At 40.9% G+C, this 24,979-nt stretch carries 26 protein-coding genes and 2 pseudogenes; 9 read left to right on the top strand and 19 right to left on the bottom strand.

Features of this window, described 5'->3' with window-relative positions; all coding sequences use genetic code 11:
* Positions 1 to 112: 112 nt before the first annotated feature.
* From SORDD15_RS08050 to tsaB, 4 genes are all read right to left on the bottom strand, one after another.
* Positions 113 to 976 carry an XRE/MutR family transcriptional regulator gene (locus SORDD15_RS08050; protein ID WP_061416182.1) on the bottom strand — a complete coding sequence of 288 codons (864 nt, stop codon included), beginning with the start codon at positions 974 to 976 and terminating at the stop codon, positions 113 to 115.
* A 110-nt stretch (positions 977 to 1,086) separates the two neighbouring features.
* The gene (gene tsaD, locus SORDD15_RS08055) at positions 1,087 to 2,097 is read right to left on the bottom strand and encodes a tRNA (adenosine(37)-N6)-threonylcarbamoyltransferase complex transferase subunit TsaD (RefSeq protein WP_061416184.1); all 1,011 of its coding nucleotides are present in this window, start codon (positions 2,095 to 2,097) and stop codon (positions 1,087 to 1,089) included.
* Complete coding sequence (gene rimI, locus SORDD15_RS08060; RefSeq protein ID WP_061416186.1) at positions 2,087 to 2,524, bottom strand: ribosomal protein S18-alanine N-acetyltransferase; 438 nt, start codon at positions 2,522 to 2,524, stop codon at positions 2,087 to 2,089. Before rimI ends, tsaD begins: the two co-directional genes overlap by 11 nt.
* The gene (gene tsaB, locus SORDD15_RS08065; RefSeq protein WP_061416188.1) at positions 2,521 to 3,204 is read right to left on the bottom strand and encodes a tRNA (adenosine(37)-N6)-threonylcarbamoyltransferase complex dimerization subunit type 1 TsaB; all 684 of its coding nucleotides are present in this window, start codon (positions 3,202 to 3,204) and stop codon (positions 2,521 to 2,523) included. The genes rimI and tsaB overlap by 4 nt, the downstream gene beginning before the upstream one ends.
* Before the next feature lie 177 nt (positions 3,205 to 3,381).
* Here tsaB and cibA point away from each other — a divergent pair, with 177 nt between their 5' ends.
* The 3 genes from cibA to SORDD15_RS10115 are packed head-to-tail and all read left to right on the top strand — an operon-like array spanning position 3,382 to position 3,915.
* Positions 3,382 to 3,564 (top strand): fratricide two-peptide bacteriocin subunit CibA, encoded by a 183-nt coding sequence (cibA, locus tag SORDD15_RS08070; protein ID WP_061416191.1) that lies wholly within the window; start codon positions 3,382 to 3,384, stop codon positions 3,562 to 3,564.
* 1 nt (position 3,565) lies between these two features.
* Positions 3,566 to 3,709 carry a class IIb bacteriocin, lactobin A/cerein 7B family gene (locus SORDD15_RS08075; RefSeq protein ID WP_061416193.1) on the top strand — a complete coding sequence of 48 codons (144 nt, stop codon included), beginning with the start codon at positions 3,566 to 3,568 and terminating at the stop codon, positions 3,707 to 3,709.
* Between the two features lie 5 nt (positions 3,710 to 3,714).
* Complete coding sequence (locus SORDD15_RS10115; RefSeq protein WP_081102402.1) at positions 3,715 to 3,915, top strand: hypothetical protein; 201 nt, start codon at positions 3,715 to 3,717, stop codon at positions 3,913 to 3,915.
* A 70-nt stretch (positions 3,916 to 3,985) separates the two neighbouring features.
* On the opposite strand, the gene SORDD15_RS08080 is transcribed toward SORDD15_RS10115, so the two are convergent.
* The gene (locus SORDD15_RS08080) at positions 3,986 to 4,201 is read right to left on the bottom strand and encodes a hypothetical protein (protein ID WP_061416195.1); all 216 of its coding nucleotides are present in this window, start codon (positions 4,199 to 4,201) and stop codon (positions 3,986 to 3,988) included.
* A 794-nt stretch (positions 4,202 to 4,995) separates the two neighbouring features.
* Between SORDD15_RS08080 and SORDD15_RS08085 the strand changes: the two genes are divergently transcribed.
* Both SORDD15_RS08085 and rnjA read left to right on the top strand, forming a co-directional pair.
* Positions 4,996 to 5,229, top strand: coding sequence for a DNA-dependent RNA polymerase subunit epsilon (locus tag SORDD15_RS08085; RefSeq protein WP_061416197.1), 234 nt, complete (start codon positions 4,996 to 4,998; stop codon positions 5,227 to 5,229).
* A 1-nt stretch (position 5,230) separates the two neighbouring features.
* Positions 5,231 to 6,913, top strand: a complete 1,683-nt coding sequence (rnjA, locus tag SORDD15_RS08090; RefSeq protein WP_061416199.1) for a ribonuclease J1 — start codon at positions 5,231 to 5,233, stop codon at positions 6,911 to 6,913.
* Between the two features lie 197 nt (positions 6,914 to 7,110).
* On the opposite strand, the gene SORDD15_RS08095 is transcribed toward rnjA, so the two are convergent.
* From SORDD15_RS08095 to SORDD15_RS08150, 13 genes and pseudogenes are all read right to left on the bottom strand, one after another.
* Positions 7,111 to 7,356 (bottom strand): hypothetical protein, encoded by a 246-nt coding sequence (locus tag SORDD15_RS08095; RefSeq protein ID WP_142357881.1) that lies wholly within the window; start codon positions 7,354 to 7,356, stop codon positions 7,111 to 7,113.
* Between the two features lies 1 nt (position 7,357).
* Positions 7,358 to 7,693, bottom strand: a complete 336-nt coding sequence (locus SORDD15_RS10215) for a hypothetical protein (RefSeq protein ID WP_155718784.1) — start codon at positions 7,691 to 7,693, stop codon at positions 7,358 to 7,360.
* 678 nt (positions 7,694 to 8,371) lie between these two features.
* Positions 8,372 to 10,285, bottom strand: coding sequence for a tRNA uridine-5-carboxymethylaminomethyl(34) synthesis enzyme MnmG (gene mnmG, locus SORDD15_RS08100; protein WP_061416203.1), 1,914 nt, complete (start codon positions 10,283 to 10,285; stop codon positions 8,372 to 8,374).
* Positions 10,275 to 10,706 carry an NUDIX hydrolase gene (locus tag SORDD15_RS08105; protein ID WP_061416205.1) on the bottom strand — a complete coding sequence of 144 codons (432 nt, stop codon included), beginning with the start codon at positions 10,704 to 10,706 and terminating at the stop codon, positions 10,275 to 10,277. The genes mnmG and SORDD15_RS08105 overlap by 11 nt, the downstream gene beginning before the upstream one ends.
* An 8-nt stretch (positions 10,707 to 10,714) precedes the next feature.
* Positions 10,715 to 11,170: an NUDIX hydrolase gene (locus tag SORDD15_RS08110; protein WP_061416207.1), complete on the bottom strand. Its 456-nt coding sequence runs from the start codon at positions 11,168 to 11,170 to the stop codon at positions 10,715 to 10,717.
* A gap of 140 nt (positions 11,171 to 11,310) precedes the next feature.
* Positions 11,311 to 12,432, bottom strand: a complete 1,122-nt coding sequence (mnmA, locus tag SORDD15_RS08115; protein WP_061416209.1) for a tRNA 2-thiouridine(34) synthase MnmA — start codon at positions 12,430 to 12,432, stop codon at positions 11,311 to 11,313.
* A gap of 427 nt (positions 12,433 to 12,859) precedes the next feature.
* The gene (gene argH, locus SORDD15_RS08120; protein ID WP_061416210.1) at positions 12,860 to 14,251 is read right to left on the bottom strand and encodes an argininosuccinate lyase; all 1,392 of its coding nucleotides are present in this window, start codon (positions 14,249 to 14,251) and stop codon (positions 12,860 to 12,862) included.
* Positions 14,252 to 14,278: 27 nt separating this feature from the next.
* Complete coding sequence (locus tag SORDD15_RS08125) at positions 14,279 to 15,475, bottom strand: argininosuccinate synthase (protein ID WP_061416212.1); 1,197 nt, start codon at positions 15,473 to 15,475, stop codon at positions 14,279 to 14,281.
* A 15-nt stretch (positions 15,476 to 15,490) separates the two neighbouring features.
* Positions 15,491 to 16,297: an ABC transporter substrate-binding protein gene (locus tag SORDD15_RS08130; protein ID WP_061416214.1), complete on the bottom strand. Its 807-nt coding sequence runs from the start codon at positions 16,295 to 16,297 to the stop codon at positions 15,491 to 15,493.
* 228 nt (positions 16,298 to 16,525) lie between these two features.
* On the bottom strand, positions 16,526 to 17,155 hold the full coding sequence (locus SORDD15_RS08135; RefSeq protein ID WP_061416216.1) for an ABC transporter ATP-binding protein: 630 nt from the start codon (positions 17,153 to 17,155) through the stop codon (positions 16,526 to 16,528).
* Positions 17,152 to 19,264 (bottom strand): annotated as a pseudogene (locus tag SORDD15_RS08140) (bacteriocin-associated integral membrane family protein). The gene SORDD15_RS08135 and the pseudogene SORDD15_RS08140 overlap by 4 nt, the downstream one beginning before the upstream one ends.
* Before the next feature lie 55 nt (positions 19,265 to 19,319).
* Positions 19,320 to 19,598: pseudogene (locus tag SORDD15_RS08145) on the bottom strand (lactococcin 972 family bacteriocin); the annotation flags it as partial.
* 190 nt (positions 19,599 to 19,788) lie between these two features.
* A complete protein-coding gene (locus SORDD15_RS08150; RefSeq protein WP_061416220.1) occupies positions 19,789 to 20,409 on the bottom strand; it encodes a hypothetical protein in 621 nt (206 codons plus the stop codon).
* Between the two features lie 572 nt (positions 20,410 to 20,981).
* Between SORDD15_RS08150 and SORDD15_RS08160 the strand changes: the two genes are divergently transcribed.
* Positions 20,982 to 21,845, top strand: coding sequence for a helix-turn-helix domain-containing protein (locus SORDD15_RS08160; protein ID WP_061416222.1), 864 nt, complete (start codon positions 20,982 to 20,984; stop codon positions 21,843 to 21,845).
* 51 nt (positions 21,846 to 21,896) lie between these two features.
* On the opposite strand, the gene SORDD15_RS08165 is transcribed toward SORDD15_RS08160, so the two are convergent.
* Positions 21,897 to 22,502: an aggregation-promoting factor gene (locus SORDD15_RS08165; protein WP_061416224.1), complete on the bottom strand. Its 606-nt coding sequence runs from the start codon at positions 22,500 to 22,502 to the stop codon at positions 21,897 to 21,899.
* Positions 22,503 to 22,743: 241 nt separating this feature from the next.
* On the opposite strand from SORDD15_RS08165, the gene sdaAB reads away from it, so the two are divergent.
* From sdaAB to SORDD15_RS08180, 3 genes are read left to right on the top strand one after another with little or no spacing between them, the layout of a single operon-like run.
* Complete coding sequence (gene sdaAB, locus SORDD15_RS08170) at positions 22,744 to 23,415, top strand: L-serine ammonia-lyase, iron-sulfur-dependent subunit beta (protein ID WP_061416226.1); 672 nt, start codon at positions 22,744 to 22,746, stop codon at positions 23,413 to 23,415.
* A gap of 8 nt (positions 23,416 to 23,423) precedes the next feature.
* A complete protein-coding gene (gene sdaAA / locus SORDD15_RS08175; RefSeq protein WP_061416228.1) occupies positions 23,424 to 24,296 on the top strand; it encodes an L-serine ammonia-lyase, iron-sulfur-dependent, subunit alpha in 873 nt (290 codons plus the stop codon).
* Between the two features lie 21 nt (positions 24,297 to 24,317).
* Positions 24,318 to 24,947, top strand: coding sequence for an HAD-IA family hydrolase (locus SORDD15_RS08180; RefSeq protein WP_061416230.1), 630 nt, complete (start codon positions 24,318 to 24,320; stop codon positions 24,945 to 24,947).
* Positions 24,948 to 24,979: the final 32 nt, after the last annotated feature.

Here is a 24,979-nt window from a genome sequence, read left to right on the forward strand (position 1 = left end):
CTTTCACTGATATAATATGGTTACTATTAGATAGGAGGATACAAAATGAAGAAACAAGTCTTAACATTATTGACAATCGTTGCTGATATTATTATCATTTCACCTTTTCTAACTAATCGATAAGCTCTTTGTATTGTTGGAAGCGTAATTCAAAAAGGGCGGTTAATTGTGGATTTTCTAATACTTGCAGAGATTGGAGATAGCTTTCAATCTCTTTTTGATTACCTCCTTTGGTTTGAAGAAAAACACTCAATTTCTTTAAAAATTGCCACAATAATCTCTCAAAAACATCGTATGGTCGGAGCATGCTCCCCAACTCGGCTTCAAAGATTGGGATATAAGAAAAAAGTTTGCGCTCCATGAGCTCTGATGCGATATTCAGAAAGCCACTTTTCATATACAGTCTATTGTGTGCCAATTCTTTAAATTCCTTGGATTTTTCAAGTAAAGAGGTAGATAAAAAAATCAGATCTTGATTGCTCAAGAAGGGCATGGTATTGCAAAAAAGATAAAGTTCAAACCAGGTCCAAGACTCGATAGCATAGAGGTAAGTAGTTAAAAACTCGCTATCCTCCTCTTCTAGCGGATAGTTTTTATCCAGAGAATGGATAGCATTTTTAATCACAATAGCATTCAAACGACGATAAGTCTGTGCCATCTGCTCCTGCTCGACCTTCTCTAATAGCTGCTCTAAGCCAGCTATATCTTGATGGGCAAAACGATCTACAACTTTTCGTCCAAATCGCATATGTGGGGATTCCTGATAATTATTAAGCTTGTGTCCAAACTCATCGAAGGTCACATTTATCCCTTGGATAGCTAGAATCAGCTTATCTGCAGACAGCATAGACTGCCCTAGTTCAAACTTGGATAGCTGGGATGCTGTCAGTCCAGCACAAGCTACATCTGACTGCTTGAGTTTTCTCGCCAGACGCAGTTCCTTGTAAAATTCTCCCAATTCCTGTTTTTCAATCATGGCCAAACTCCCCTTTAAAGATTCCCTTTACTATTCTATTCGTAAAAACTTTTACTTTTTTAGCATATTATAAAATATTTTATCAAAAAAGCCTGCTCAAAGCTGACTCTTTATTCTATGGTATCAAAGGCGAGACTCGGTTTGGCATTGAGGTCCAAGTCTGCAAAGTTTTCTTTGTTCCACTCGCTGACGCTGGCATAGGCAATCATACCTGCATTGTCTCCACAAAGGCGCAGGGGTGGGATGATGACCTTGACATCTGTGATTTCAGCTGCTAGGCGTTCTCTGAGGCCTTTATTGGCAGCGACGCCACCAGCCACAACGAGGGTTTTAACAGGGTATTTTTCTATGGCCTTCTTGGTTTTGGCCATAAGAATATCCATGACTGCTGCTTGGAAGGAAGCTGATAAATCTTCCTTAGACAAGCTTTCTCCCTTTTGCTCGGCATTATGGTGAAGATTGATAAAGGCAGACTTCAAACCTGAAAATGAAAACTCCAGATTGTCTTCCTTAATCATAGCACGTGGGAAAGAATAAACATCCTGACCTTGATGAGCCAGCTCATCAATTTCGCGACCTGCAGGATAGGTCAAGCCCATGACACGGCCGACCTTATCATAAGCCTCACCAACTGCATCGTCCCGCGTTTCCCCAACAATCTTATAATCCCCAGCCTCAGAAACATAGACCAACTCCGTGTGCCCACCGCTGACCAAGAGAGCTAGCGAGGGAAACTCCAAAGGCTCAACGCTCTGAGCCGCCATAAGGTGACCAGCCATGTGATTCACGGGGATCAACGGAAGTCCATGAGCCCAAGCAAAGGCCTTGGCAGCTGACAAACCAACTAGCAGTGCTCCGACCAAGCCTGGTCCGTAGGTAACAGCCACAGCCGTTACATCCTCTTCGGTAATTCCTGCTTCTGCTAGCGCCTCCTCGATGCAGGCTGTAATAACCTCGACATGGTGACGACTGGCTACTTCTGGCACTACGCCCCCAAAACGTTTGTGACTCTCAATTTGACTCGCAATGACATTGGACAAGAGCTCATCATCGTTTTTCAGTACGGCGACACTGGTCTCATCACAGGATGTCTCAAATGCTAAAATATATCTATCCTTCATCTATTTCTCTCTTCATGATGATGGCGTCCTCGACTGGGTCATGATAGTAAGCCTTTCGCTCAGCGATGATCGCCATCTTTTCTTTCTTGTAAAATGCTTGCGCTCGTTGGTTTGACTTTCTGACTTCGAGGAAAATCTCCTTATCCGTTGGCAATTGAGCAAACAAGGCTGACGCAATTCCCTGACCCTGATAGGCTCCTTTGACAGCGATTTGCAGGACTTCTGCCTCAAAGAGATTCTCCTGAACAGCTAGAAAGCCAATCACTTCTGCCCCATCATAAGCCATAGCATACCATGTCTGGTCTTGGGACAGGTCTGCTTGGATTTGTTCCAGCGTCCAAGGACTGACTGGGTAAACAGCTGCCATGACAGCATAGATAGATTGAGCTAGGTCAGGTTGCTGTTGGATTCGTTTGATTTCTATCATAGGCGTTTAATGTAGGACTCACCAGACTCGGTGTGGTTCTTGAGCCAATTTTCCTCGGCTTCAACACGTTTGAGGTAATTTGGCACAAAGTCGTGCAAGGAGTCTGCTTCCTTGTCCCAGGCCCAAAGAGCTAGATTAGCTGCATTTGGCAAAGTTTCTTGGTAGCTGGCTTGTGGTAGTTGTTCTTGGATTTGTTCCTCAAAGGCTCCAACTTCTCCGACAAAGGTCACCTGCTCAGCATCCTTGACTTTTTCTAGCACTTCCGCAAAGGATAGGTGTGCTTCTGAAAATACAGGCTGAGCATTTTCATAAATCCCTGCATAAACATTGTTGCGACGCGCATCCATCAGGGGTACAATCAAGCCTTCTTGTTGGTATGGAACCAGAGCCAAGAGGCTAGACATACCAACCAACTCAATGTTCAGGGTATGAGCAAGTGTCTTGGCAGTTGCTACCGCGATTCGTAAGCCAGTATAACTACCTGGTCCTTCAGCTACCACGATTCGATCCAAATCCTTGGGCGTCCAATCCAAACTTGCCATCAAAAAATCAATGGCAGGCATGAGGGTAATACTGTGATTCTTCTTAATATTAATCGTCGTCTCGGCAAGAACCTGCTTGTCCTCTAAAATAGCGAGAGAAAGAGCCTTGCTGGACGTATCAAAAGCTAATACTTTCATAACACATTCCTATCTTTTTGTCTGTTTACTATTATACTACAAAAGCCCGCGCATGGGAATTTTCTTTATCCCCAAACAATAGTGCCCTCACTTAACTAAAAATAATTTAAAAAAATGTTCACTTTTCCTTTTCTTTTCCGAATATAAAGGTGAACAAGAAAAAAGGAGGAAAGTTCAATGACAAATTTTGACGTTCTTGACAATCAATTTTTATCCTTATCTGAAAACGAATTATCAGATATTGACGGCGGTATCGCTCCCTTGGTTATCTTTGGAGTAGCAGTATCTTGGAAAGCTATTGCAGGTGGAACAGCACTTGTAGGTTCTGGTTTGGCTGCTGGTTATTTTTTAGGAGGTTAGTATGATCAAAGATTTGGACAAGTATCGCGCAATTTCTAATGAAGAGTTGCAAGAAATTAACGGTGGTTTTGGGTTAGGTGCTGGAATAGCTTTATTTATGGCAGCTTACACCATTGGGAAAGATCTCCGCAAGAAATTTGGATAAGTGTTATGCTAGATAAAAAACACATTTTTAGAAGAGTAAATTTTATTCTCTTCTTCTCTTATAGTTTACTCAGCATTCTTAATGATTTAAAAATTACCACTATCCCGTTACCAGTTGATTTATCTGTTTGCATTGTTTTATTTTTATGTTTTAACTCTATTTTTGATGAGAGAAATCAGCAACGTAAAAATAAGGATATCATCTAAAAACAGAAAAAGTCCATCCCACCTATCAAGATGAGGTGGATTTTCTGTATATTTAGATGAATAATTGACTTTAGGCATTTAAACCAAAGTAGAAAACGAGCCAGACAACATAGGTGACCAGGAGGAGAAAAATTGAATAGAGCGTCACAAAAGCAAGCTTCCAAAGGAACTTTGTTTTGCGGTGTTCCAGATGCACAAACAGGGCATTCCCCCCATAGACACAAGCTACAAAGACTACAAACATCAAGAGGCGAATCCCTACTGCAAATTCAAACAAACTAAACATTCTTAATCCTCCTTTTGGTATTCCTATTTTTATATAAACTGTTGACAATGTTGGTCTATCAATGTTAAAATGTAATTCAACACTGGTTGGAAAATCAGGTTGAGTCGTTGACTCTTCGGGTTGCAGTGCTATCCCTGAAACTTTGGTTTCTAAAGAACTGAAATTGCGATTGAACAATTCGCCCCCAGTGTTTGACTGCTCTTGACTTCGGTCAAGGGCTTTTCCTTGCCTGTTCAGTAAGCACTCCACTCCATCTTGCTATTTCTACTTATAGATTGACTTCTTAGCCTCATAGATGATAAAATAGGGTAAAGGTTAAGATTTGGTCTGACTTGGTGACAAGTCTTTCAAAGGTTGTGATTCAATCACTTCAGGTAATGGTGTTGCCCCTTGAGCTTGCTCAAAAAGATCCCTTAATTTTGTCTCAGCCTTTTTGGTTGCTCTCGAGATTTCTCAAGAGCTTTTTCTTTTTTCAAAGATATCATTCTGTCCCAACCATCCACTCCAACGATTAATGAAACTAGAACTGTATTCTTCCTTAAATCTACTATCTCTTTAGATTCCCCCTTTAATTATAACACCTAAGTGCTCTCCGACCAAATCCTACCTGTCTTTTTGTTCCTTCTCCCCCTCCCGACTTCCTCCATTTCCGTCTTTTACTAATTTTTCATTTTGTGGTATAATTGAAATAATTGTAACGAATCAAGGTCAATCTAGACACAAAATGGAATGAAATCAAGCAAATCTCTGCTAAAAGTTTGGAATAAGCTGACCTGTAAATAGAAAGGAACTATATGATTTACAAAGTTTTTTATCAAGAAACAAAAGAACGTAGCCCACGTCGTGAAACAACACGCTCACTTTACCTAGACATCGATGCCAACTCAGAACTTGAGGGCCGTATCGCTACTCGCCAACTTGTCGAAGAAAACCGCCCAGAGTACAACATCGAATTCATCGAACTCTTGTCTGACAAATTGCTAGATTACGAAAAAGAAACTGGCGCTTTCGAGATTACGGAGTTCTAATATGGCCTACACTCTTAAACCTGAAGAAGTCGGCGTTTTTGCCATCGGTGGTCTGGGAGAAATCGGGAAAAACACATACGGAATTGAATACCAAGACGAGATTATCATCGTCGATGCTGGGATTAAATTCCCAGAAGATGACTTGCTGGGTATCGACTACGTTATCCCCGACTACTCTTACATTGTGGACAATATCGACCGCGTTAAGGCTGTTTTGATTACACACGGACACGAGGACCACATCGGTGGGATTCCCTTCCTGCTCAAGCAAGCCAATGTCCCTATCTACGCTGGGCCACTTGCCTTAGCTTTGATCCGTGGAAAACTGGAAGAACACGGTCTCTTGCGCAACGCCAAACTTTACGAAATCAACCACAACACTGAGTTGACCTTTAAAAATCTCAAGGCAACTTTCTTTAGAACGACTCACTCTATTCCAGAGCCTTTGGGGATTGTCATTCATACTCCTCAAGGGAAAATCGTCTGTACGGGTGACTTCAAGTTCGACTTTACACCAGTTGGTGAACCAGCGGACTTGCACCGTATGGCTGCTCTTGGTGAAGAAGGCGTGCTCTGTCTCCTGTCTGACTCGACAAATGCAGAAGTCCCAACCTTTACCAACTCTGAAAAAGTCGTTGGGCAGTCTATCATGAAGATTATCCAAGGCATTGAAGGACGCATCATCTTTGCATCCTTTGCCTCAAATATCTTCCGTCTCCAGCAAGCAACGGATGCCGCTGTTAAGACTGGACGCAAGATTGCAGTCTTTGGTCGTTCTATGGAAAAGGCCATTGTCAATGGTATCGAACTTGGCTACATCAAAGCTCCTAAGGGAACCTTTATTGAGCCAAATGAAATCAAAGACTACCCTGCAGGCGAGATTCTCATCCTCTGTACAGGTAGTCAAGGGGAGCCCATGGCAGCCCTCTCTCGTATCGCCAACGGAACCCACCGTCAGGTGCAACTCCAACCCGGTGATACTGTTATCTTCTCTTCTAGCCCAATCCCTGGAAACACTACTAGCGTCAACAAATTGATTAACATTATCTCAGAAGCTGGTGTCGAAGTTATCCACGGTAAGGTTAACAATATCCATACATCTGGACACGGTGGTCAGCAAGAGCAAAAACTCATGCTCCGCTTGATCAAACCCAAATACTTCATGCCTGTACACGGTGAATACCGTATGCAGAAAGTCCACGCTGGACTAGCGGTGGATACGGGTGTCGAGAAGGACAATATCTTTATCATGAGCAATGGCGATGTGCTGGCCCTCACTGCAAATTCTGCTCGTATCGCAGGCCATTTCAACGCTCAAGACATCTATGTTGATGGAAATCGTATCGGTGAAATCGGCGCTGCTGTCCTCAAAGACCGTAGAGATCTATCTGAAGATGGTGTCGTTCTAGCAGTCGCAACTGTTGACTTCAAGTCTAAAATGATCTTGTCTGGACCAGATATCCTCAGTCGAGGATTTGTCTACATGAGAGAATCTGGAGACTTGATTCGCCAAAGCCAACGGATCCTCTTCAATGCTATTCGTATCGCACTGAAGAACAAAGATGCCAGCGTGCAATCTGTCAATGGTGCCATTGTCAACGCTATTCGTCCTTTCCTCTATGAAAATACAGAACGTGAACCGATTATCATCCCTATGATCCTCACACCAGATGAAGAAGAATAAACCATCCCTCACCCATGAAGCACACCCCAAAAGTTGGATTTTGCTCTTACTTTTTGGGGTGTGCTTCATTATTGTGTGAGCTTTATTTAAGTAAAAATTCCTGAGGACTGTCAGTTCCTCAGGAATTTGATGTGCTTATGCACCACATCTTCGTTATTCTAGTCTGTTATATTTTTTCTTTTATTTTTATAAAGTAGTTAACTGTAAGTTCTCAACTCGGTCCAAACATTTGTGTTACTAAATGTCTTAATCCGTCCAGCTGGACGCCATTCATTAGTTCCTTGATATTTAACCTCCAATTTATAAATATTAACTGTAAAAGAAGCTTTCAAAACTATATAACCATATTTATAAGGCGGAACAAAATGAGTAGCTGCGCTTCCATAAGTAAAACCTATTCCATACTCAGAAGAAGAAAAACTTTGTCCTGATGATATTGACACACTAGCTCCTGAGCTCCCCCCCATAAACAGTATAAGAAACTCTTCCAGAAACCGCTGTATCACGGTAAGAGCTGAGGTATGTTCTACGAACACTACTTACTCCATAAGAACGGAATAAGCTTGCATTAGAAGGCGTTATATTTCTAGATTTTAAAAATTGTTCTCTAGTTTCTAAATTTTCAAACTCATAAATTACTCCAGTTTTATTTTCTTTTAATACCAACTCTGATATCACTTCAAAATCAGGACTTGGAATAGTATCTGCTTTGACGTCTAAAAATATTCCAAAAGTGAGCAAGCTAAACAACAATAAGAATATCGACTTAAGTCTGTTCATATCCAATTTCCATTCTAACTAGAAAATCGAAGACTAAAAATAAAATGATATTATTTTTTCAAACTCTTAAAAATCATAATCACCCCTACCACCATTCCTAAAGACGGAACTGGACGCCACAACAAACTCCAAAATATAGATTGTATTTTTAACATTAGCTCGTCATCAACTGCATGGTAAGGATTTATATGGAAAAGCAAAAAAGAGCAACATATGACCAAAACACCACATAGAAATAAGATATCTGGATTTATTTTTCTAATTTTAATCAGCTCCTTCCACAATACTTTATTTTAAAACAAAAAGACGAGTAGAGTATTCAGCAAAACAACTACTGACAAACTCCTCCTTTCTAGATTAGCTAAATACTTTTGTTAACGGTTTCATTTTATCATAAAATAATTTTAATGTCAAATTTATTTATGAATATATCTCTATAAATAATAATAAGTAACAGATTCTCCTATAGTCAATATTCCCCATCACTATCATTACTTTTACAACTATCAATCTCAAGTTAACATTTCTTCTATAGAAAGTATATTTACTCATTATTTTAAATGTTTTAATAATAATTTATCGGTAGCATAAAAGATTTCTTTTAATCAAATATTTAAATATGCAATAAAAAACTAGAGTCCATCAACAAAACAGCCCCGTCTTCGGAGCTGTTTTTCTCTATGCTTTCTTTTCTTGACTCTTGGCGATACTGCGGTTTTTACCTTCGAGGTAAACCATCAGAATCGAAATATCAGCTGGGTTTACCCCAGAGATCCGGCTAGCTTGGCCGATGGTTTCTGGATTGATAAGTTTGAACTTCTGACGGGCTTCAGTCGCGATAGAATCAATATCATCCCAGTCAATATTGGCTGGAATGCGTTTTTCTTCCATGCGTTTCATCTTGGCAACCTGATCCATAGCTTTGGAAATATAGCCTTCGTACTTGATTTCTGTTTCAATCAATTCGATAATCTTATCATCCAGCTCTTCTGCAGCAGGGCCGATAAAGGCCACCACATCCTGGTAGGTCACTTCTGGACGGCGAAGGAATTCTTTGGCTGTCACCGCATCTGTCAACGGCTTGAAGCCCATCTCCTCAACCTTAGCGTTGGTTTCCTTGACTGGCTTGAGTTTGATACTGTCTAGACGCTTCATCTCATTGTCAAATTGGTGTTTCTTAATCTCAAATCGAGCCCAGCGTTCATCATCCACAAGTCCAATCTCGCGTCCCATCTCTGTCAAACGCATATCGGCATTGTCATGACGGAGGATGAGACGGTATTCTGCCCGACTGGTCAAGAGGCGGTAAGGTTCAATGGTTCCCTTGGTCACCAAGTCGTCAATCATGACTCCAATATAGCCGTCGCTCCGCTTCAAGATCAATTCTGGCTTACCTTGGACTTTCAGCGCCGCATTGATCCCAGCGATAATCCCCTGACCAGCAGCTTCTTCATAACCGGAGGTTCCATTGGTCTGACCAGCAGTGAAAAGACCTGAGATTTTCTTGGTTTCCAGAGTAGCACGCAACTGGTGCGGCAAGACCATATCATACTCAATAGCATAACCTGTTCGCATCATCTCAGCATTTTCCAACCCTTTGATGGAATGGACCAACTCACGCTGGACATCCTCAGGCAGACTAGTTGATAAACCTTGGACATAGACTTCCTCTGTATTACGCCCTTCTGGCTCGAGGAAAAGTTGGTGGCGTTCCTTGTCCGCAAAGCGCACAATCTTGTCCTCAATAGATGGACAGTAACGAGGTCCCACTCCCTTGACCACACCTGTAAACATAGGCGCACGATGGAGGTTATTTTGGATAATTTCATGACTGGTACCATTGGTATAGGTCAACCAGCATGGCACTTGGTCTTTGACATAATCCTCATCCCGTGAAGTGTATGAGAAGTGGTTTGGCGCTTCGTCCCCTGGCTGAATTTCTGTCACGTCGTAGTTGATAGAAGAGGCCTTGACACGTGGAGGAGTTCCTGTTTTGAAACGACCAATTTCGAGGCCCAATTCCTTGAGATTGTCAGCAAGGTTAATAGAAGCCAAGCTGTGGTTAGGACCTGATGAGTACTTGAGGTCTCCAATGATAATTTCCCCACGGAGGGCTGTTCCTGTCGTCACAATTACAGCCTTAGCAGCATATTCTTGATGGGTGGCTGTACGCACACCGACAACCTTGCCCTCTTCCACCAAAATCTCATCAATCATGGTTTGACGAAGGGTGAGATTTTCTTGATTTTCAACTGTCTTGCGCATTTCTTTAGAGTAAAGCTCCTTGTCAGCTTGCGCACGAAGGGCACGGACAGCTGGCCCCTTCCCTGTGTTGAGCATCTTCATCTGGATGTAAGTCTTGTCAATGGTTTTAGCCATTTCACCACCAAGGGCATCCACTTCACGCACGACAATCCCCTTGGCAGAGCCACCGATAGAAGGGTTACAAGGCATGAAAGCCAGCATTTCAATGTTGATGGTCGCAAGCAATACCTTGCAGCCCATACGGCTAGCAGCTAGAGATGCCTCCACCCCAGCGTGCCCCGCACCGATTACAATAATATCGTATTCTTCCGTAAAATTATAAGTCATTTCTTAACCTTTCAAAAATTTCTCGCAAATAAGGAACTAACTTCTCCTCCTCTAGAGCTTGATCCAGAGTAACCCATTTAAAGTGTGTATGCTCTTCAGGATCTAATCTGATAATTGGCTTCTCCCCAACCCACTCTGCTTTATAAACTAAGCGAGTAAAAACCGTATCCTTAGAGGTATCCAGTTGACTATCTTCGTGAAGAAGTTTGAGCGAACTGCTATCTAGCCTAACTCCCGCTTCTTCAATGCATTCTCTAAGAGCACCATCTCGCGGAAGTTCACCCTTTTCAACCCCGCCACCAGGAATATCCCAGTAAGTTGGATAAACGTTGGGTTCTCCTCTTTTAATTTCCGAACGCTGAATGAGTAAATAATCACCACCACTATGAACAAGTACATGGGCAATAAGCTTAACTATCATTTTCTCTCCTATTCCTCAAGATGAATGTGTCTTAGTTGGCCGTCCCAATCTGGTAGAGCTGTTTTTAAAAAGGCTGGAACTAGCTGGATATTTTGGAGTTCATCCAAGTCAATCCACTCACAAGGCTGCATTTTTTCGTCTTCCTGCATGGTCAATGGAGCTTCTTCAAGCAAATTCACCCGGTAATGAAACTCGATGTTGTGATAGGAAACACCGTCTTGTTCAAAACGATTTTCAACTACAAAAGCTAGGTGCCCAGCTTGAGCTCGGATACCTAATTCTTCCCTCACTTCACGAACTACTGCGTCTTCCGTTCTTTCATTGACGTGAATCGCACCGCCAATAGTATAATACTTGCCCTTATCTTTTGTGACTAGGAGCTTGCCATTTTGAAGAATCAAGGCTGTCGCCCGAACACCAAAAACCGTATTTCCTACTTTTGTCCGAAAGTCTTGTTGAGTCATTTTTATCCTTTCCCTTAAACGACACAAAAACAGTCAAAACTCGTAAGGAGTGCAGGACAAAAAAGCCTGCAACATCCATGAGCTTTGACCATCATTTCTATTGCTTTTATTATTGTAGCAAATTGAGAAAATTTGTCAATCTAAATGTACTGACAAACTTGTCCATCGCGGTAGGCATTGTCAATCAAACCGCCACCTAGACACTCTTCGCCATCATAAAAGACAACTGCCTGTCCCGGTGTGATCGCGCGTTGCGGTTCCGCAAAGATGATCTCTGCCTTGTCTCCTTTGACATGGACGGTCACCTTAGAATCAGGCTGACGATAGCGGAATTTAGCCGTACATTCGAGCGTAAACTCCTCTGGCATCTCACGAGTAAAGTGAACTTGACTGGCCTCTAGGCTTGTTGACATGAGCGAATCATGGTAGAAGCCTTGACCGACATAGAGGATATTCTTGCTCAGATCTTTTCCAACAACGAACCAAGGAGCATTGTCACCGCCGTGTTGGCCACCGATACCGAGACCGCCACGCTGACCAATCGTATAATACATCAGACCTGCATGCTCACCCATATCGCGACCATCCACAGTCATCATGCGACCAGGCTGGGCTGGTAAGTAGTTGCTGAGGAAGTTTTTAAAGTTCTTTTCTCCGATAAAGCAAATCCCTGTCGAATCTTTCTTCTTGGCAGTCGCAAGGCCTGCTTCTTCTGCGAGTCTGCGAACTTCAGGCTTTTCCAAATGTCCCAATGGGAACATGGTTTTCTGGAGCTGTTCTTGCGAAAGTTGGCTGAGGAAATAGGTCTGATCCTTGCCATTATCCACGCCACGAAGCATGTGAACGATGCCATCCTCATCACGCGCCACTCGGGCATAGTGCCCAGTCGCTACATAGTCTGCTCCCAAGGTCATAGCATAGTCCAAAAAGGCCTTGAACTTGATTTCCTTGTTACACATCACATCTGGATTTGGCGTGCGTCCTGCTCGGTATTCCGCTAGGAAATACTCAAAGACGCGGTCCCAGTACTCTTTTTCAAAATTAACAGAGTAGTAAGGAATGCCGATCTGGTCTGCCACCGCAGCCACATCCTTGTAATCTTCGGTCGCCGTACAGACGCCGTTTTCATCTGTGTCATCCCAGTTCTTCATGAAGATACCGATCACATCGTAGCCTTGCTCTTTGAGCAAGAGAGCCGTCACCGACGAATCAACACCACCACTCATCCCCACGACAACACGTGTTTTAGAGTTATCACTCATGGTAAGTCTCCCATCTATTCGTTTATTTATACCCCTCAACATTCTATTTACTATGACTTTCAATAGAATTTCTTTGAGTATAGGCATTTCGTTTGCTTTTGGTAGTAAAATGGTCTGGGAGACCATTTTAGCCTATCATCTTAAAATAAAAATATGATAGGCAACGAGTCGCAGGCATAACTTGAGTTCGCTCAATCAGTCTGGGAGACTGATTGAGGTTATAAATCAGACAAGCTCAGCTTGCATCTCATTTCGAGTTAACGACGTAATAAAAGATAAACGAAATGACTAGTTCACGATTGAAGGTCGTGTGTGCTTAACGATTGAAGGTCGCTTGAGCAGTATTCATTATAACACGCTTGGTTAGAGAAGACAAGAAAGAGGCTGATAAATCATCTCAACCTCTCTTTCTTACTTTGCAAACGAATCAATTTTCCCCTTTAAGTTCTTTCTTCGCTTGTTCTATCTGGTATTTCACTTGCTCAAAGCCGGTTCCTCCTAAGGAATTCCGTCTCTGAACAGCGGTTTCTGGGCGCAAGTAGATATAAATATCCTCTTCAATCAAGGGATGGTAGACTTGCAACTCCTCCAAATCCCAATCTTGGATATTTTTACCATTCTTGATAGAGTCTAGAACCAATTTCCCTACTATTTCATGCGCTTCTCTAAAGGGGAGGCCTTTTTCTGCCAAATAATCTGCCAGTTCGGTCGCATTCGAAAAATCATTCTCTGTAGATTGCTGCATTTTGGCCTTATTAACCTGCATGCTCGATAGCATACCTGCCAACACATCCAGAGAATTTAAAATCGTTTCTACTGTATCAAACAGGCCTTCCTTGTCCTCTTGCAAATCCTTATTGTAGGCCAGAGGCAAAGACTTCATGACGGTCAATAGTCCAAGCAAGTGCCCGTAAACCCGTCCTGTCTTCCCTCGAATCAATTCGGCCATATCAGGATTTTTCTTCTGGGGCATGATAGACGAACCCGTTGAAAAGCTATCAGACAAGCTAATGTACTGATACTCAAAACTGCACCAATTGATGATTTCCTCACAAAAACGACTCATATGCATCATCAACATGCTGGCATTTGACAGAAATTCTAAGATAAAATCACGGTCACTCACTGCGTCCAAGGAATTGGTATAGGGTTGTTGGAAACCCAATAAATCACTCGATAATTGACGATTGATTGGAAAAGTTGTCCCCGCCAAGGCAGCCGCACCCAATGGAGATAGGTCCGTATGTTTCAAGTTAAATGCAAAGCGCTCGCTATCCCTTTGAAACATATTGTAATAAGCCATGAGATGGTGGGCAAAACTAATCGGTTGGGCGTGCTGTAAATGGGTATAGCCTGGCATGATGGTTTCCACATGTTTTTCAGCCAAATCCAGCAAAACACTGTTCAGATTCGCCAACTTATCTAAGACATGCCCAAGTTGCTCCTTTAGATATAAGTGCATATCCGTTGCGACTTGGTCATTCCGAGAACGAGCCGTGTGTAATTTCCCAGCCAGAGGACCGATTTTCTCTGTCAGCAACACTTCCATATTCATATGAATATCTTCATTTGCAATATCAAAATGAAGCTCTCCTGCCTCTAAATCTCGCAATAAAGCTTGCAGACCATCTTGGATCTGCTCCGCCTCTTCCAAGCTTAAAATGCCAGTCTGTCCTAGCATTTGAACATGAGCTAAGGAACCCATCAAATCAAATTTTGCCAGCTGGTGATCAAAGGAAATACTCGCACCGAACTGTTCTACCCAATCTTCCACAGTGCCTTCAAATCGACCACCCCATAATTTTGTATTTTTCGACATATCCTGTCGTCCCTTTCTATCGTGTCACTACTCAACATTTTTCTGAACTTCTGAATGAACCTTAGTTGGAAGCCCCCAAAGCTTGATAAATCCAACAGCCGCATCTTGGTCAAAGGTATCCGCACTAGTATAAGTCGCCAAATTTTCATCGTAAAGAGAATTTGGAGATTTCCGAGCCACTACCTGAGCATTCCCCTTATAAAGTTTAACTTTTGCAGTTCCATTGACAACTTTCTGTGTCTCCTTGATATAGGCAATCAAAGCCTGAGTTGCTGGGCTAAACCACAAGGCATTATAGATGAGATTGGACAATTCATTTTCGATAATTGGTTTAAAATGAGCCACTTCTCTCACAAGAGTCAAGTCTTCAATCTCCTTATGAGCTGCCAATAAAGTCACAGCACCTGGGCACTCATAAATCTCTCTTGACTTAATACCGACTAGGCGATTTTCCACATGGTCAATACGACCAACACCGTGTTTGCCTGCAATTTCATTGAGCTTTTGAATCAAAGCCGACACTTTCATCTTCTCACCATTGAGGGAGATGGGCACCCCGCAGCTAAACTCAATGTCAATAAATTCTGGACTGTCTGGCGCCTCTTCTGGTGAAGACGTGATTCCAAATGCTTCTTCTGGAGCTTGGTTCCAAGGATTTTCCAAGACACCACATTCATTTGCACGTCCCCAAAGATTTTGATCGACAGAGTAAGGATTGTCAAGGTCAGCAGGAACTGGAACGCCGTTTTCCTTGGCATATTGGATTTCTTCTTCACGAGACCATTTCCACTCACGAACAGGCGCAACTACCTTTAGATTGGGATCCAAAGCTGCAATAGAGACTTCAAACCGAACTTGGTCGTTTCCCTTGCCTGTACAACCATGGGCAATTGTGGTTGCCCCCGTCTGATGAGCTATTTCAACAAGTTTTTTTGAAATAAGAGGGCGACTCAGAGCAGATACTAAGGGGTACTTTTGTTCATAGTAGGCATGAGCCTGAAGAGCCACTAAAACATAGTCATTAGCAAATTCTTCCTTAACATCAATGACATAAGACTCTACAGCCCCAACCTTGAGAGCTTTATCATGGATGAACTCCAAATCTTTTCCTTCACCCACATCCATACAAACAGCGATCACATCATAGTCTTTTTTTAACCATGTAATAGCAACTGATGTATCCAATCCACCTGAATAGGCTAAAATAACTTTTTCCTTACTCATTTCTCTTCCTTCTTTCTATTTTTCGATAGAGGCTTTAAAAGCATCGTCAATCAATTTGTCCAACTCCCCAGAATCCTTCAATTTCTGGATGGTTTTGTCAACCGCCTCTTTTAATTCTTTACTATCTTTTTTCATCGCAACAGCGTAGGAATCTTCTTTGTCATTGTCAAAATCAAACTCAGCGATGGCTAGGTCTGGATTATTCTCTACAAATCCTTTCGCCACTGGTTCCTCAAAGATAACCGCATCCAGTTGCCCTGATTTCAAATCTGTTATCAAATTTCCATTTTTAGGAAGTGAAACGAGAGAAGAATCCTGCAAGGTTTCTTTGGCCAGAGTTTCCTGAATAGAACCTTTCTGCGCTCCAACCTTTTTCTGAGCCAAATTCTTGACTGATTGGTAATTCGTTAATTCAGATTTTCTTACGATAACCTTATTTTTTGAAGTGTAGTAGGGAATTGAAAAATCGTAAACTTGACTTCTCTCTTCCGTTTTAGAAACACCTGATATGGCAAGATCGGCTTTGCCTGAATCAAGACTAGCCAGTACATTGTCAAAACTCATTGGAGAGAACTCCACTTCTACACCTAGTTCCTTTGCAATGGCTTTGGCTAGCTCAACATCTGAACCTACAATCTGATTTTTCCCATCGACCAATTTCTGGTATTCGAATGGAGCAAACTCTGGATTTAGGGCCACCACCAATTTTCCTTTAGCCTTAATGGCTTCAACACCTTGGGATTGAGTGTTACTACAAGCAAATAATAAGGGAAACATAAGCAAACCAAACATCGTCATCAACACCTTCTTCACTTTATTCATAGAAGAGCCTCCTTTTATTTTTATACTTTATTATTGTATAAATAATACTCTTTCCATTCTCGTTTGTCAAGGAAAAACTGTATTTTATTTCATTTAAATCAAGAAAAAGCTTATTATATGATATATTTTTACACATAATAAGCTTATTTATACTGTTTGATTTTTTAAAAATACAATTGTTCAATTACAGGTAAGATGAAGAGATCAACGAACTCCCCTCATTCTCTTTCACAATTCAATGACTCGATGGCATTGTTGAGCTACATAGGCATCGTGGGTAACGATAATGACCGTTTTCCCTTCCTTGTTCATATCTAAGAGAAAGTTTAAAACCAAATCTCGATTTTCAGGATCTAGAGAACCGGTTGGTTCATCTGCTAAAAGGAGCTGACTCGGTTTTAAAATGGCTCTAGCAACTGCGATTCGCTGCTGTTCCCCTCCAGATAACTCTGAAACCTTCTGATGTAGAGTTGATGGCAACCCCACTCTCTCTAAAATTTCTTCTATCTTTTTGACTTTGTCCTTCTTGGACAATTTCACATACTTCAGAGCAAGCATGAGATTATACTCTACCGTTTCATTGTCAATCAGAGCAAAATTTTGAAATAGATAAGAGATATGTTCGCGGATAATCGCTTGCGACTTAACAGAATTGACAGGTACATTTTGCTGACCAAAAATTTCATAACGTCCACTGTAATCGCCATCTATCAAACCCAAGAGATTTAACAAGGTTGACTTGCCACTACCACTCTTTCCAACTATCGCAACTAAATCCCCTTGGTTAATCTTTAGAGATAAGTTCTCCAAAATAACTTTTTTCCCAATGGTTTTCGTAACATTTTCCAACTTTATCATAAGATGTCCCCTTTCAATAACTGCGCTACATTTCGTTTTTCCATCTTAGAACCCAAGAAAAGTACAAACAGAATATCTAGGCATGTAAATCCTGCGAAAAGCAAGAGTGGAAAAAGAGCGTGAGCAAAGAATAACAAAACCATAAAAGGAAGGCTATAAACGGCTAATAGGAGACCCAGCAAGGAACGATACCGATCTATCAATTTCCAGCCCATAAACTTCTTGGTAATAATATCTGTTCGCTTCAACAAGAAAGTTGTTACTAGTAAGAAGTAAGAAATCATCATGCTAAGGAGACCAAACAAAGCAAAGAGTAGGTTAAAATTCCGAACAGCATCTCGATAAGAATCTACTTTCTCTTGTTGAATAGCTTGAATAGATGAAAATTTTAAATAATTCCCATCTGACAATTTCTCAACTAACGCTGTCACCTCTTTTTGATGTTGAGCCGTATTTTCGATTTTAATCGGGTTATTTAAACCTGTTGTAGACAGGGAAGCTTTTTCATCCCACATCATATCGGAATCATTGACCAAGCTAATAATTGGTTGGATTGTAGAGATTTTCCTTTCGCTTATCATTATATGGAAAGAACGACCAATCTCCTTCATAATAGGCAATCTCGACATCCATCTCCTCTATCGTTCGTTTTTGCTGCTCTTCATACTTCATCGAAAGATAGGCAATTAATTTCCCCAAGAGCTGATTTTTATCTTCTTCACCTTTCGTACTTGCTGGCATCAAAATAACTTTTTTAGTGCCGGTATCTGGTAGCTTGAATCCCTTGCTCTTTAGGAAATTGCGATTAGCATAGTAAACATCCACCGTATCTGTTAACTGATATTGCTGAATCTGTTCTGATTTGACAAAATTTTTTACAGGAAGACTGCTACTTTGCACATAGCCCGCCTGCGTTTTTTCTACCAAATCCTGATAAAATCGATAGAAATAATCCACTGCTTGCCCTGAGCCTGCCAACTGCTCTTGCCACAGGTTATCATTGAGTTGGAAGGTTTCTAAGGTCAGATAATTTCCTTGACTGATCCACTGTTTCTGGTAATCCAACTCTTTGTTTTCTTGCTCCAAACTTTTTCCCACCCCAACTAGCAAGACTGTCAGTAAAATGGTAGTTCCAATTTTCATCAAATAATTAAAGAGTAGACCAAATTTAAAAGATGAAAAACCTTTCAGCAGGGAGCTGATTGTCATTTTTTGGATTAAGAGATAAGTCAACCAACTGATAAAGAGATAAAGTTGCAAAAGCAAAAAATGCGACAACCATAACATAGGAAACAAATCTTTTGGCCTGTAATCAAGCAAAAAACACACTCCTAGATTGATCACAAGCGCCCCACCTAGGAGGAGGTAGAGGTTTCCTTTCACAACATCAGCTAAAACAGCCCTATCTTGAAAACCAAGTAATTTTTGTACCCCAACTCTTTTCATCTCCATCATCGGTTGATACACTGTCACTAACACAAGAAGTAAAATAGCCAAGACAAAAACAATGGCAGATAAAAGCAAATCTCGATTTATGACTTCCACTGCACTTTTGTAGGTCGGCTCTAGCAAGGTAGCCTGATCTATCTTGAAAAAATCGCTCCATTTCTGTACAATCCTATCCTTGTCCATCTCTTGTGTAGAAGTTATCGTATAGCGACCATTTAAACTACGAGATGTGTCCTTGATATAGGTTTTAAAAGTCATAAGCTGAATAGGCTTGGCTTTTAGAAAGGTCGGAATCGTACCAAGTTTATTGGAAATTTCTTTATTACTGTAAACTCCCTCACCATCTGTGGTAAAATCAAGAGAAGAAATCCCAAACTCTTGGTAGGGGAAGGTATCTTTATCAAAAACACCAGACTTGACCACCTCATCACCACTGTCTGTTTTGATGATGGAGACTTTATACTCCTTTGATACATCCTCAAAAAATCGAAGAACAGATGCTGCAGGTTCATTAACATCTTTCAAATATACATCCAAAGAAGCCGTTGTTTTTCCCATTTCCTGAATCCGAACCACTTCTCGTGTGTAGTTTACATTAAAAACAAAAAAAGTGGTGCACAGAAGCAGTAGTAACATACAGAAATTACTGATTTTTTTCATAAAAGTACCTCCACTAAAGTTCTCCCTCTCCAAATAGAGAGAGGGAAAATTCCACTTAAAATCCATAGAAATATTCTAATCCTGTTGGCGGAATTTTAGTAAGGGAAGCTTGAGCCCAAACCTCAGGAGCTTCACGACCCTTAGAGATTCTACCACCATGTCGGACTGTTGCTGTATGAGATCGAGTAGAATGTAAATAATCAGAATATCCAAAAGTTCCTGTCCAACCTACTCCATAGTTCCATTGACCACCATCTACCCATACTGCCAAAACATTTGTCGTAGCAAGCAAACCACATGCCATTACGATTGCTACACCATTTTTTTCATATTTGCTTCATATTATACAGTATTTTCAGAAAAAAAGATAGAATTATTCATTTGTAAACATCGAAGTTCTGTTCTTTAAACAAGATTGATTATAACATTTTTTGAAGAATACAAGGGAGTCCCATATTGACTCCCTTGATTTGAAAAATATTTTAACTATTATCTTTATTCTTAAAACTAGAAATTGTAATATATTACCACATTCGTTTGATTTCTTCTCTATAAGCGACCTTATATCTCATTGCTGCATCATAGTAAAAATGGTAACAGTATTTGTAAAATTGATACCCTTTTCGATAGTATCTGTTTAGTTTTACATACATGCCCGGAGCTCCTTGTCCTAATAAGGCATCTAATATTGAACCAATACCAATCGCAGGGGTTAAATAAGGGATTAGAGAAGAAATAACACCTAGCAATACTGTACGACCTCTATTTTGAAAGTCAATATTATAAGTATGTGTATCAAGATAATACCAAGTAGTAGCTGATCTCGCCATAACAGGCTGTTCAGTTGACTGCTCTTCATCTTTACTTACTTGAACCATACTATCAAATTCATCTGAGGTTAATTCTAAGACCCCATCAATAAAAACATTGTGTTCGTCATCAATATATACTTTTGACACCGTTCCATCTTCGTTTGTGATTGCTAGATTATGTGAATCTACAACACGAACATACGACGGATTGGATTGAAAATCAGACGTTGTCAAATTAGATTTGCTATTCATAGCAGATTCTAAAGCTAAAGCCGTTGGAGAGAATATATTAAGAAAAATTATGGTCAAAAGAAACAGAGAACATTTTTTCATTTTGCAAACCTACTTTCTTATAAAATATTTAATGACAACATAACTAATAGGGAATGTTAACAGTATCAAAAATATAATTTGAATCTTATAAATATCTGGTTGAAAAAATGAAATATAACAACCCGTCAACAACAATCCCATGAAAACGACACCAAAAATAAAATCAACTATATAGTCATTTTTATTTCTTTTCAAAAATATCACCTCCTAGCACTATACAAATCTAACACCAATTGGCTAATGATAGCACATTACGTCTCTATATGTCGTAAGCTCCCTCCTCTCTTGATTAAATAACTAGCGCATTATATTGGCCAATTCCACGGAAACTGTGAAGCTAAGGTGACCAAGAATGCAAAAAAGACCAAAAAGCGAAATACTTTTTTATCCATAATGTTTCTCCTATCTTTTTATAGCTATATTATAACTCTTTTTCTTAACGCCAAAGATCTTTGTTTGCTTTTTCACAAAATTATCTTAGATCTTTATTTTACTTTTTCTGTCTTTATGATACAATATTTTTAATCAATTTCTATTTTTTGTTAACTTTTTTCACAAATAAGGAGGAAATCATGCGCTACGATTTTGGAAATGTTTATAAAGAAATCCGTGAGTCAAAAGGGTTAACTCAAGAGGAGGTCTGTGGGGATATTCTCTCAAGAACCAGCCTATCAAAAATCGAAAGCGGGAAAACAACTCCTAAATATGAGAATATGGAGTTTCTTCTCCGACAAGTCAATATGAGTTTTGAAGAGTTTGAATATATCTGTCAACTTTATCAACCAAGTCAACGCACAGAAATTATGCAAGCCTATCTCAATATGAGCTCAATCCTAGGGACTAATGAACTCGAAAAACTATTTCAAAAATGTCAAGACTACCTCAAAACTCACCACGACCTCCCCATCAAAGAGATACGAGATATGCTAGAAATTGTTATCTATATTCGCCAAAATGGGACTAAAAAACTGTCAATCGAGGTTAACAATACTGTAAAGAAGCTATGGAAGAAGATAGAAAAGCAGGACACTTGGTACGAGAATGACTTAAAAATCCTCAATACCATTCTCTTTACCTTTCCTATAGAACATATCCATCTCATCACTGGCAAAATCTTGCAACGCTTAGAAGTCTATAAAAACTATCAACATTTATATGACTTGCGAATGGCAATCTTACTCAACCTCTCTACCATTTACTTATACAATCAAGATAAAAACATGTGTAAACAAATATGCTATACTTTACTGGAGGATGCTAAGAACAAGAAAAGCTACGATAGGCTTGCTATCTGCTATGTCCGTATTGGGATTTGTACGGATGATTCTAAACTTATCCAAAAAGGTTTCTCCCTTCTGGAACTAACCGATGAAACCTCCATGCTACCTCATCTCAAAAAAGAAGTAGAGATCTATCATCAACCAAAGGAAATATAAAAAAGTCGAGGGATTTCCTCGACTTTTACATATTTTTCTGTTAGCTAGATCTTAATACCAACCGTTGTTAAGCCAGAAGTTCTTGGCAGCTGTCCATGAACCGTAACGTCCTGCAACGTAAGCATCTGCTACACGTTCTTGGTTTTCAGCTGAGTAGTCACCGTTCAAGTATGAATCTGTCAATTGGTAACGTCCGATGTAACGTCCGTTTGTAGCAGTGTAGCTACCACCTGATTCTTTTTGAGCGATCCATTCTTTGGCTTCTGCTTCAGAACCACTTACAGTAGATGTTGCTACAGTGTTGCTTTCTGCTGCTGGTGCTTCATAAGTTGTAGTTGCTGCTGGAGCTTCTTCAACTGTTTCTGTAACTACTGGAGCTGTTTCTTCCGTTGTTGCTGCTGGAGCTACAGTTGAAGCTGTCCCTTCGATGACCAAAACCTGGTCAACATAGATAAGGTGAATATCTTTAATGTTGTTTTTTGCTGCTAATTTTTCAGCAGTCGTGTTGTACTTCTCAGCGATTTCTGAAAGAGTATCACCTGATTTAACAGTGTAAGTTACAGTTTCTTGGGCAGATGCAAGTGATGGAGCAAAGAAAGCAAGCAAAGTTGCTACTCCTGCGATAGTTGTTTTGATTTTTTTAGTTGTTAATGACATATCTAAAAATTCTCCTTCCATTGAATATATCTATGATACCTTTTAAATGTTACCGTTGTTTAACGGTTATATGTAGAAATATTACAAAAATGTTTTATATTTACCGTTTTAAGGAGCGTTTTGTCACAAAAGACCTTATTTTATACTATCTTTAATCATTTTGAGCTTTTGATAAGGGAAACAAGCGCAGAGGTCCATTCTTTGATATAATAGATATAAGAATCTTTATAAGGGGAAACAGATGCACTCACTTCGTTTTCAATCTGTCTTTGATATTATCGGACCAGTCATGATTGGCCCATCAAGTAGCCACACAGCTGGAGCTGTTCGTATTGGGAAAATCGTCTCCTCCATCTTTGACGATACGCCGACAGAAGTCGAATTCCAATTATTTAATTCATTTGCCAAGACCTACCGTGGTCATGGAACGGACCTTGCTCTCGTCGCTGGTATATTAGGTATGGATACGGACAATCCCGACATTCCAAATAGCCTTGAGATTGCCCATAAACGTGGTATCAAGATTGTCTGGACCATTCAGAAAGACAGCAACGCTCCTCACCCTAACACCACTAAAATTACTGTGAAAAATGAACACAAGTCCATCAGTGTGACAGGAATTTCCATCGGTGGGGGAAATATCCAAGTTACGGAACTTAACGGCTTTGCTGTCTCTCTCAACATGAACACACCAACCATTATCATCGTGCATCAGGATGTTCCAGGTATGATTGCCCATGTTACTGAAGCCCTCTCTCGTTTCGATATCAACATCGCTCAGATGAATGTGACTCGAGAAAAAGCTGGAGAAAAAGCCATTATGATTATCGAAGTCGATAGTCGAAATTGCGAAGAAGCGATTGAAGAAATTCGAAAAATCCCTCATCTCCACAATGTCAATTTCTTTAAGTAGGAGGAAACATGTTTTATTCTATCAAAGAATTGGTTGAGCAAGCAGATCTAGACTTCCAAGGAAATGTCGCAGAACTCATGATTGCGACCGAATATCAATTAACAGGTCGGGAACGCCCAGAAGTTCTCCTCCTCATGGAACGCAATCTAGAAGTCATGAAAGCCTCTGTCGAGCTCGGTCTCAGTGAAAATAAATCCCGTAGTGGTCTAACAGGCGGAGATGCGGCCAAACTAGACCGCCATCTCAACAGTGGCAAAGCCTTGTCGGACTTTACTATCCTATCAGCAGCCCGTAATGCCATCGCGGTCAATGAACACAATGCGAAGATGGGCTTGGTCTGTGCTACTCCAACCGCAGGAAGTGCTGGCTGTCTGCCAGCCGTTCTCACTGCTGCTATCCAAAAATTAGACCTTAGCCACGAAGAACAGCTGGATTTCCTCTTTGCTGCTGGTGCCTTTGGACTAGTCATCGCAAACAACGCTTCTATCTCAGGTGCTGAAGGTGGCTGCCAGGCCGAGGTTGGCTCTGCCTCTGCCATGAGTGCCGCAGCCTTAACCTTGGCTGCAGGCGGGACCCCCTATCAGGCTAGCCAAGCCATCGCCTTTGTCATTAAAAATATGCTGGGTCTCATCTGCGACCCCGTCGCTGGTTTGGTCGAAGTTCCCTGTGTCAAACGCAATGCCATGGGAGCCAGCTTTGCCTTTATCGCAGCAGACATGGCCTTGGCAGGTATCGAGTCTAAGATCCCTGTTGACGAAGTCATCGATGCCATGTACCAAGTCGGATCGAGTCTTCCAACTGCCTTTCGTGAAACGGCTGAGGGTGGACTCGCTGCCACTCCTACTGGTCGTCGCCTACAAAAAGAAATCTTCGGAGAATAAGCTTATCTATTAGGAGAAACTATGCCCTCTATCTCAGCAATCTTTTTTGATCTAGACGGAACCCTGGTTGACAGTTCCCTCGGGATCCACAATGCCTTTACCCATACCTTTAAAGAACTAGGAGTTCCAAGTCCTGATGCCAAAACCATTCGTGGTTTTATGGGACCACCACTTGAAAGTAGTTTTGCAACATGTCTTCCCAAGGAGCAAATCTCGGAAGCTGTTCAAATCTATCGTTCTTACTATAAGAAAAAAGGAATCCACGAAGCCCAACTCTTCCCCCGAATAACGGAATTACTCCAAGAGCTTTCGCAAAACTACCCTCTCTACATCACTACAACAAAGAATACTCCTACTGCTCAGGATATGACTAAAAATCTGGGAATCCATCATTTCTTTGATGGCATTTACGGCTCTAGTCCTGAAACGCCTCACAAGGCGGATGTCATCCGTTACGCCTTACAGACGCATCGACTCCCTGCAGAGCAAGTCCTCATCATCGGGGACACCAAGTTTGATATGATTGGAGCCCAAGAAACTAGCATTAAAAAGTTCGCTGTTACTTGGGGATTTGGAGAAGAGGCTGATTTACTAAGCTATCAACCTGACTGGATTGCCCATACCATTGACGATATCATTAAGCAACTATAAATAATACAACGATTTGAAATTATAAATAAAAG

The sequence above is a fragment of the Streptococcus oralis genome (assembly GCF_001578935.1).
In the GTDB taxonomy this organism is placed as follows: domain Bacteria; phylum Bacillota; class Bacilli; order Lactobacillales; family Streptococcaceae; genus Streptococcus; species Streptococcus oralis_R.

What these genes read in the sequence shown, in the direction of transcription:
- SORDD15_RS10215 (WP_155718784.1), bottom strand. Translation starts at nt 7,693, where the DNA reads ATGAACAGACTTAAGTCGATATTCTTATTGTTGTTTAGCTTGCTCACT.
- sdaAB (WP_061416226.1), top strand. Translation starts at nt 22,744, where the DNA reads ATGCACTCACTTCGTTTTCAATCTGTCTTTGATATTATCGGACCAGTC.
- tsaB (WP_061416188.1), bottom strand. Translation starts at nt 3,204, where the DNA reads ATGAAAGTATTAGCTTTTGATACGTCCAGCAAGGCTCTTTCTCTCGCT.
- SORDD15_RS08180 (WP_061416230.1), top strand. Translation starts at nt 24,318, where the DNA reads ATGCCCTCTATCTCAGCAATCTTTTTTGATCTAGACGGAACCCTGGTT.
- cibA (WP_061416191.1), top strand. Translation starts at nt 3,382, where the DNA reads ATGACAAATTTTGACGTTCTTGACAATCAATTTTTATCCTTATCTGAA.
- rnjA (WP_061416199.1), top strand. Translation starts at nt 5,231, where the DNA reads ATGGCCTACACTCTTAAACCTGAAGAAGTCGGCGTTTTTGCCATCGGT.
- argH (WP_061416210.1), bottom strand. Translation starts at nt 14,251, where the DNA reads ATGTCGAAAAATACAAAATTATGGGGTGGTCGATTTGAAGGCACTGTG.
- SORDD15_RS10115 (WP_081102402.1), top strand. Translation starts at nt 3,715, where the DNA reads ATGCTAGATAAAAAACACATTTTTAGAAGAGTAAATTTTATTCTCTTC.
- SORDD15_RS08050 (WP_061416182.1), bottom strand. Translation starts at nt 976, where the DNA reads ATGATTGAAAAACAGGAATTGGGAGAATTTTACAAGGAACTGCGTCTG.
- SORDD15_RS08125 (WP_061416212.1), bottom strand. Translation starts at nt 15,475, where the DNA reads ATGAGTAAGGAAAAAGTTATTTTAGCCTATTCAGGTGGATTGGATACA.
- SORDD15_RS08085 (WP_061416197.1), top strand. Translation starts at nt 4,996, where the DNA reads ATGATTTACAAAGTTTTTTATCAAGAAACAAAAGAACGTAGCCCACGT.
- SORDD15_RS08110 (WP_061416207.1), bottom strand. Translation starts at nt 11,170, where the DNA reads ATGACTCAACAAGACTTTCGGACAAAAGTAGGAAATACGGTTTTTGGT.
- sdaAA (WP_061416228.1), top strand. Translation starts at nt 23,424, where the DNA reads ATGTTTTATTCTATCAAAGAATTGGTTGAGCAAGCAGATCTAGACTTC.
- tsaD (WP_061416184.1), bottom strand. Translation starts at nt 2,097, where the DNA reads ATGAAGGATAGATATATTTTAGCATTTGAGACATCCTGTGATGAGACC.
- SORDD15_RS08075 (WP_061416193.1), top strand. Translation starts at nt 3,566, where the DNA reads ATGATCAAAGATTTGGACAAGTATCGCGCAATTTCTAATGAAGAGTTG.
- SORDD15_RS08160 (WP_061416222.1), top strand. Translation starts at nt 20,982, where the DNA reads ATGCGCTACGATTTTGGAAATGTTTATAAAGAAATCCGTGAGTCAAAA.
- mnmG (WP_061416203.1), bottom strand. Translation starts at nt 10,285, where the DNA reads ATGACTTATAATTTTACGGAAGAATACGATATTATTGTAATCGGTGCG.
- SORDD15_RS08135 (WP_061416216.1), bottom strand. Translation starts at nt 17,155, where the DNA reads ATGATAAAGTTGGAAAATGTTACGAAAACCATTGGGAAAAAAGTTATT.
- mnmA (WP_061416209.1), bottom strand. Translation starts at nt 12,432, where the DNA reads ATGAGTGATAACTCTAAAACACGTGTTGTCGTGGGGATGAGTGGTGGT.
- SORDD15_RS08165 (WP_061416224.1), bottom strand. Translation starts at nt 22,502, where the DNA reads ATGTCATTAACAACTAAAAAAATCAAAACAACTATCGCAGGAGTAGCA.
- rimI (WP_061416186.1), bottom strand. Translation starts at nt 2,524, where the DNA reads ATGATAGAAATCAAACGAATCCAACAGCAACCTGACCTAGCTCAATCT.
- SORDD15_RS08130 (WP_061416214.1), bottom strand. Translation starts at nt 16,297, where the DNA reads ATGAATAAAGTGAAGAAGGTGTTGATGACGATGTTTGGTTTGCTTATG.
- SORDD15_RS08150 (WP_061416220.1), bottom strand. Translation starts at nt 20,409, where the DNA reads ATGAAAAAATGTTCTCTGTTTCTTTTGACCATAATTTTTCTTAATATA.
- SORDD15_RS08080 (WP_061416195.1), bottom strand. Translation starts at nt 4,201, where the DNA reads ATGTTTAGTTTGTTTGAATTTGCAGTAGGGATTCGCCTCTTGATGTTT.
- SORDD15_RS08105 (WP_061416205.1), bottom strand. Translation starts at nt 10,706, where the DNA reads ATGATAGTTAAGCTTATTGCCCATGTACTTGTTCATAGTGGTGGTGAT.